Annotated in this window: 4 protein-coding genes; 2 read left to right on the forward strand and 2 right to left on the reverse strand. The window is 70.9% G+C overall.

The features are described from left to right. Positions 1 to 124: 124 nt before the first annotated feature. Positions 125 to 1,561: a helix-turn-helix domain-containing protein gene (locus ACI3KY_RS07820; RefSeq protein WP_404929612.1), complete on the reverse strand. Its 1,437-nt coding sequence runs from the start codon at positions 1,559 to 1,561 to the stop codon at positions 125 to 127. Between the two features lie 141 nt (positions 1,562 to 1,702). Between ACI3KY_RS07820 and ACI3KY_RS07825 the strand changes: the two genes are divergently transcribed. Together ACI3KY_RS07825 and ACI3KY_RS07830 are read left to right on the forward strand one after the other, a co-directional pair. Continuing rightward, positions 1,703 to 3,595 carry a phosphoenolpyruvate carboxykinase (GTP) gene (locus ACI3KY_RS07825; RefSeq protein WP_404929613.1) on the forward strand — a complete coding sequence of 631 codons (1,893 nt, stop codon included), beginning with the start codon at positions 1,703 to 1,705 and terminating at the stop codon, positions 3,593 to 3,595. Between the two features lie 263 nt (positions 3,596 to 3,858). Beyond that, positions 3,859 to 4,155 carry a hypothetical protein gene (locus ACI3KY_RS07830; protein ID WP_404929614.1) on the forward strand — a complete coding sequence of 99 codons (297 nt, stop codon included), beginning with the start codon at positions 3,859 to 3,861 and terminating at the stop codon, positions 4,153 to 4,155. 27 nt (positions 4,156 to 4,182) lie between these two features. On the opposite strand, the gene ACI3KY_RS07835 is transcribed toward ACI3KY_RS07830, so the two are convergent. Continuing rightward, positions 4,183 to 6,152: ABC transporter ATP-binding protein (locus tag ACI3KY_RS07835; RefSeq protein ID WP_404929615.1), on the reverse strand; the 1,970-nt coding region annotated here is incomplete at its 5' end.

The raw sequence follows: 6,152 nt of genomic DNA on the forward strand, positions 1-6,152 counted from the left end.
TCTTCGGTGCGAACGAACGAACGCACAAATGTGAACGTAGCAGAGCGCGGCCTGCGCACGAAGGGCACGCCGCGCACGCCCCGGGGCGCCGGGGCCGGCATCCTCGACGATCAGCGCGGCCGGGTCACGCGTGGCGGTCGAGGAAGTCGTAGACCTCGTTGTCGTCGACGCCGGGGAACGCGCCGCGGGGGAGCGGCGAGAACATCTGCATGTGCACGCGCGCGCTCGGCCAGGCCTTGCCCGACCAGCGCTCCGAGACGTCGGAGGCGACACGGCGGCAGCACGACTCGTCGGGGCAGGTGGAGGTGGCGCGCTTCTGCGTCTCGCGTCCGCGGAACCACCGTGCGTCGTCGAACGGCACGCCGACGGTGATCGAGAACTCGCCGGCCGACGTGGTGCCGGTCTGGGTCGAGCACCAGAACGTGCCGGCGGGGGGGTCGGTGTACTGGTAGTGCTCGGTGGTGCGGTTCTGCTCTGAAAAGGCGGCGCGTGCCGAGAACTTGCGGCACGCGATCTGCCCGTCGACGGCGCCGGTGACGTCCATCGGCAGCGGCAGGTCGTCGTTCTCGTAGACCCGTGTGATCGCGCCCGAGCCGTCGACCCGGAGGAAGTGCAGACGGATGCCGAGATGCTCGGTGGCCAGGTTGGTCAGGCGCATGCCCGCCGCCTCGTGCGTCACGCCGAACGCATCGCGGAAGTCCTCGACGGCGAGGTTGCGGTCCTTCTTCGCCTGCTGCAGGAACGCCACAGAGGCCGTCTCGGGCATGAGGCAGCACGCGGCGTAGTAGTTGATCTCGAGCCGCTGCTGCAGGAAGTCGGCGTAGTCGGTCGGCCGCTTGTGGCCGAGGAGGCGGTGGGCCATCGCCTGCAGCGCCATCGACCGCAGCCCATGACCGCCGGGAATGGATGCCGGAGGCAGATAGATCCGGCCGTGCTCGAGGTCGGTCACCGAACGGGTCGAGTGCGGCAGGTCGTTGACGTAGAGCAGCTCGAAGCCGAGCTTCTCGGCCATGATGCTCACGGTGCGGTGCGTGAGGGCGCCCGACACGTGTCCGGCCGACTTCAGCTGCTTCTCGGCGAGCTTCTCGATGTCGGGCAGGTAGTTGTCGCGCTCGCGCATCATGAGCCGCAGCTCGGTGTTGGCCCGTCGCGCCTCTTCCGGAGTGGCGATCGCCTCGCGCTCGCGGCGCTGCAGCTCACGGTGCAGGCCGAGGATGGACTCGATCGTGTCATCGCTCATGCCCTTCGACACCTTGATCGGCGGCACTCCCAGCTGACGGAACACCGAGCTGGTCTGCGCGCGCTCGAGTTCGATCTCGAGCGCCGCCCGGCGATTCGGCGGCTCGGTCGAGAGCAGGTCGCCGACGTCCACGCCGGTCGCGGTCGCGATCGCCTGCAGCAGGGACAGCTTCGGCTCGCGCTTGCCGTTCTCGATGAGGCTCAGCTGGCTGCCCGCGACGCCGACCACGGCTCCCAGCTCGTCCAGCGTGTAGCCGTGGGCGAGGCGCTGGTGACGGATGCGGTGGCCCAGGGTGGACAGTTCCAGGGAGGTCGGCGGCATTCCTTGATGCTAGCGAAAGAATCGCAACTTTTGACACGCGATTTCGCGGGAAGAGGCATCCATCTCGGTCGAAAGTAGAGGAAGAGCACGAATCTGCATCGTCTGAACCCTCTGACGGTCGAATCAACGAGGAGCGACACCATGGCCCTTGCCGACATCTTCACCCGGACCGAAGGCTCCGCCCCCGCGCGTCCCGCTGCCGCATCGACGGGCGCGCGGACGTATGGCGAACTGCCGACCGTCCAGGGTGAGGGCATGGTCGCCCTGCGCGCCTGGGTCGACGAGATCGCCGCGCTGACCCGTCCCGCGCGCGTGCACTGGGTCGATGGCTCCCGCGCCGAGAACGACGTGCTGCTGCGCGAGATGGTCGACGAGGGCAAGCTCATCAAGCTCAACCCCGAGTGGCGCCCGGGCTCGTACCTCGCCCGCTCGCACCCGAGCGACGTGGCGCGCACCGAGGCGCGCACGTTCATCGCCTCGGAGCGCGAGGAGGACGCGGGTCCGACGAACAACTGGGCCGCGCCCGACGAGATCCGCGCCACCATCACGCCGCTGTTCGAGGGATCGATGGCCGGGCGCACGATGTACGTGGTGCCGTTCTCGATGGGCCCTGTCGGCGGTCCGCTGTCGCACATCGGCGTGCAGGTCACCGACAGCGCCTACGCCGTCACCTCGATCGGCATCATGACGCGCGTCGGCACCGAGGTGCTGCGAGAGATCGCGGGCGGGGCGCCGTGGGTCAAGACCGTGCACTCCGTCGGCGCACCGCTGCAGCCGGGCGAGCAGGACGTCGCATGGCCCTGCAACGACGAGAAGTACATCGTGCACTTCCCCGACACCCTCGAGGTGTGGTCGTACGGGTCGGGCTACGGCGGCAACGCGATCCTCGCGAAGAAGTGCTTCGCCCTGCGCATCGCCTCGGTGATCGGCCGCAACGAAGGCTGGCTCGCCGAGCACATGCTGCTCATCCGCGTCATCGACCCGGCCGGACGGGCGTACCACCTGGCCGCCGCCTTCCCGTCGGCCTGCGGCAAGACGAACCTCGCGATGCTCCGGCCGACGATCCCGGGCTGGCGCGTCGAGACCCTCGGCGACGACATCGCGTGGCTGCGACCGGGTGAGGACGGACGCCTCTGGGCGATCAACCCCGAAGCCGGGTTCTTCGGCGTCGCGCCCGGCACCGGTGTCTCGACCAACGTGACGGCGGTCGAGACGATGTGGGGCAACACGATCTTCACCAACGTCGCGTTGCGCCCCGACGGCGACGTGTGGTGGGAGGGCCTCACCGACGAGCCGCCGGCAGAGCTCACCGACTGGGAGGGCAACCCGTGGACCCCGGCATCCGGTCGCCCCGCCGCCCACCCGAACTCGCGGTTCACCGTCGCCGCCGCCCAGTGCCCGCAGATCGCCGACGACTGGGACGCCCCGCAGGGCGTGCCGCTCGACGCCATCCTGTTCGGCGGGCGCCGCGCGACCAACGTGCCGCTGGTCGTCGAGGCGACCGACTGGACCCACGGCGTCTTCATGGGCTCGAACGTCTCGTCGGAGCGCACCGCGGCAGCGGAGGGCGAGGTCGGCGAGCTCCGCCGCGATCCGTTCGCGATGCTGCCGTTCTGCGGCTACAACATGGCCGACTACTTCGCCCACTGGCTCAAGGTCGGTCAGAAGCTGCGGTTCGACCGCGCGCCGCGCGTGTTCCAGGTGAACTGGTTCCGCAAGGGCACGGACGGCCGCTTCCTGTGGCCCGGCTTCGGTGACAACTCGCGCGTGATCGACTGGATCATCCGTCGCATCGAGGGCGAGGTCGGCGCCGTCGAGAGCCCGATCGGCCGCCTCCCGCGTGCCGAGGACCTCGACCTCGACGGCCTGGACGTCACGCCGGAAGACCTCGACGAGCTGTTCGCCGTCGACCCGCAGCTGTGGCTGCAGGAGGCCGAGCTCACCGAGGAGTTCTACCGCACCTTCGAGGGCCGCGTGCCGGCTCCGCTCTGGGCCGAGCTCGCCGCGCTGCGCTACCGCTTGCAGCGGGCGTGAGCGACCGCCCGCGCGGCTGACCCCAGACCGGCGCCCGCCGCTCTTCTTGGCAGAAAGGGCGGGCGTCTGCGTGACCCGCGGCTCTTCCAGCCGACCGGGCGCAGCGGATGCCCCGGCCCCACCTGTGCGGAGGGCCGGGGCATCCTTCATCCGTCCCCCGCTCGCCGTGTCCGGCTGCTCACCCGTCGAGTGTCCGCCCCGGCGACACTTCGTGACAGGTGAACGGGAAGGGCGGGCGCGACGGCGGTGGCAGGATGACGCGTATGGCCGATTCGGAGATCACCCTGTGCTGCCTGCTGTGGGCCCACCCCGGCACCGAGGAGGCGCTCGTCGCCTACGAGGACGGTGTGCTCACCCTGCTGCCCGACCACGGCATCGAGCTGGAGGTGCGCGCCATCGGCGACGGCGCGCAGGGTCGCCCTCTCGAGACGCAGGTGTACCGCATCCCGAGCCAGGCGGCCCTCGACGCGTACCTGGCCGATCCTCGCCGCACCGCGAACGCGGCCGAGCGCGACCGGGTCATCGCCCGCACGGAGCTCTTCCCCGTCGTCCTGCGCTGACGCCCGTGCCTCGCCGGCCGAACGCGGTCAGACGAGGAGCTGGTGCTTCGCGAGGTCGCGGTACAGCGGGGTGGTCTGCACCAGCTCGGAGTGCGTGCCCTGGCCGACCACCTGGCCGTGGTCCATCACGACGATGTGGTCGCTGTCGACGACGGTCGACAGGCGGTGCGCGATCACGATGAGCGTGCGGCCCGCGGCGACGGCGTCGATCGCCTCGCGCATGCGCTGCTCGTTGAGCCCGTCGAGCGACGACGTCGACTCGTCGAGCAGCAGGATCGGGGGAGCGGCCAAGAGCGCCCGGGCGATCGCGAGGCGCTGGCGCTCGCCGCCCGACAGCATGACGCCCGACTCGCCGACGGGGGCATCGACGCCGAGCGGGTTGCGGTCCAGCACCTCGCCGAGGTTCACCGCGCGCAGCACGGCTTCGCAGTCCGAATCGGATGCCTCGGGCGAGGCCAGTCGCAGATTGTCGCCGATCGTCCCGGCCAGCGTGGGGGCGTCCTGCTCGACGTAGCCGAGCTGCGCGCGCAGCGCCTCGCGGTCGAGCGCCCGCACGTCCGTGCCGTCCAGCAGGATCGCGCCGCCCGTCGGGTCGTAGAAGCGCTCGATGAGGGAGAGGGTCGTGCTCTTGCCGGCGCCCGAGGGTCCGACCAGCGCGACGCGCGCGCCCCGCGGCACGGAGAACGACACACCCCGCAGCACGTCGGCATCCGGGGAGGGGGATGCCGCGGCATCCGTCCGCCCGTCCGTCCGGGCGGCGCCGGGCTCGTCGCCGAGCGCGATCGTGGACGTGTCGACGTGGGCGTTCTCGAGCACGGCGCGCGCCTCGGATTCGGCCTTGCGGCGCGCCTCGACGACGTTCTCGGGGTAGCGGAACCGCACGTCGCGGAACTCGATCGCCGGCGCCTCGACAAGCTCAGCGGCCGGGTTCTGCGCAGCCGCCGCGTTCTGCGCCTGTCGAACGGTCGCGGCGATCGCGGCGTCGTCCTGCGACTCGGTCGGCAGGTCCAGCACCTCCTGGATGCGGCCCAGGGCGCCGAGCGCCTGATTCACCGAGGTGATCGCGCCGAAGAACGAGCCGAGCGGCGCGATGAGCATGAACAGGAACATGATGAAGGTCACCAGGCTCGCGATCGACAGCGCACCGGTGGCGACGCGGAAGCCGCCGAGACCGATGACGACGAGCAGCGACACCTGCAGGGCGATGCCGGCGATCGGCACGACCAGCGCCGACACCTTGGCGATGCGGATGCCGACGGTGTAGGCATCCGTCGCCTGAGCGGTGACGGCGTCGACCTCGCGCGTCGTCGCGCCGGAGGCGCGCACCGTGCGGATCGAGCCCACGGCGCGCTCGACGCCCGAGGCGAGCGCGCCCACCTTCTCCTGCTGCTCGGTCGAGGCGGTGCGGATGCGGCCGCTCAGGGCCACGACGCCCAGCACCGAGACGCCGATCACGACGACGATGATGGCGAGCAGCACCGGATCGATGAGCGCCATCATGACGAGCGCCCCGACGAACAGGAGTCCGTTGCCGACGGAATCGGCGAGGCCCTGGGTGAGGGCCGCGTAGAGGAGCGTGGTGTCGCTGCCGACGCGCGAGACGATGTCTCCGGTGCGACGGGCGTCGAACTCGCTGATGGGCAGATGCAGGATGCGGGCGATCAGCCGGCGCCGGCTGGAGTACACGACGGCGGTGCCCGTGCGCTGCAGCAGATAGTGCTGCCAGCCCGAGATGAGCGACGAGAGCAGCACGAACCCGACCAGCGCCCAGATCAGGACGCCGAGGTCGAGGTTCGCCTGCACGCGCGTGATGACCTCGCCCACGAGGAGCGGCTGGACCAGCGACGCGCCGGCGCTCAGGATGCTGAGCACGACCACCACGGCGAGCGTGCGCTTGTGCTCGAAGAGGTAGGGGAGCAGCTGGCTGAAGCTCGCGCGCGGGCCGTCGTCGGGCTTGCCGCGGCGCGCGCGTCCGCGCGGCGGGCGCGGGGTTGAGG

This window comes from Microbacterium sp. ZW T2_14, from assembly GCF_044987405.1.
In the GTDB taxonomy this organism is placed as follows: domain Bacteria; phylum Actinomycetota; class Actinomycetes; order Actinomycetales; family Microbacteriaceae; genus Microbacterium.

Coding starts and splice junctions, on each gene's coding strand:
- ACI3KY_RS07820 (WP_404929612.1), bottom strand. CDS start 1,561: ATGCCGCCGACCTCCCTGGAACTGTCCACCCTGGGCCACCGCATCCGT.
- ACI3KY_RS07825 (WP_404929613.1), top strand. CDS start 1,703: ATGGCCCTTGCCGACATCTTCACCCGGACCGAAGGCTCCGCCCCCGCG.
- ACI3KY_RS07830 (WP_404929614.1), top strand. CDS start 3,859: ATGGCCGATTCGGAGATCACCCTGTGCTGCCTGCTGTGGGCCCACCCC.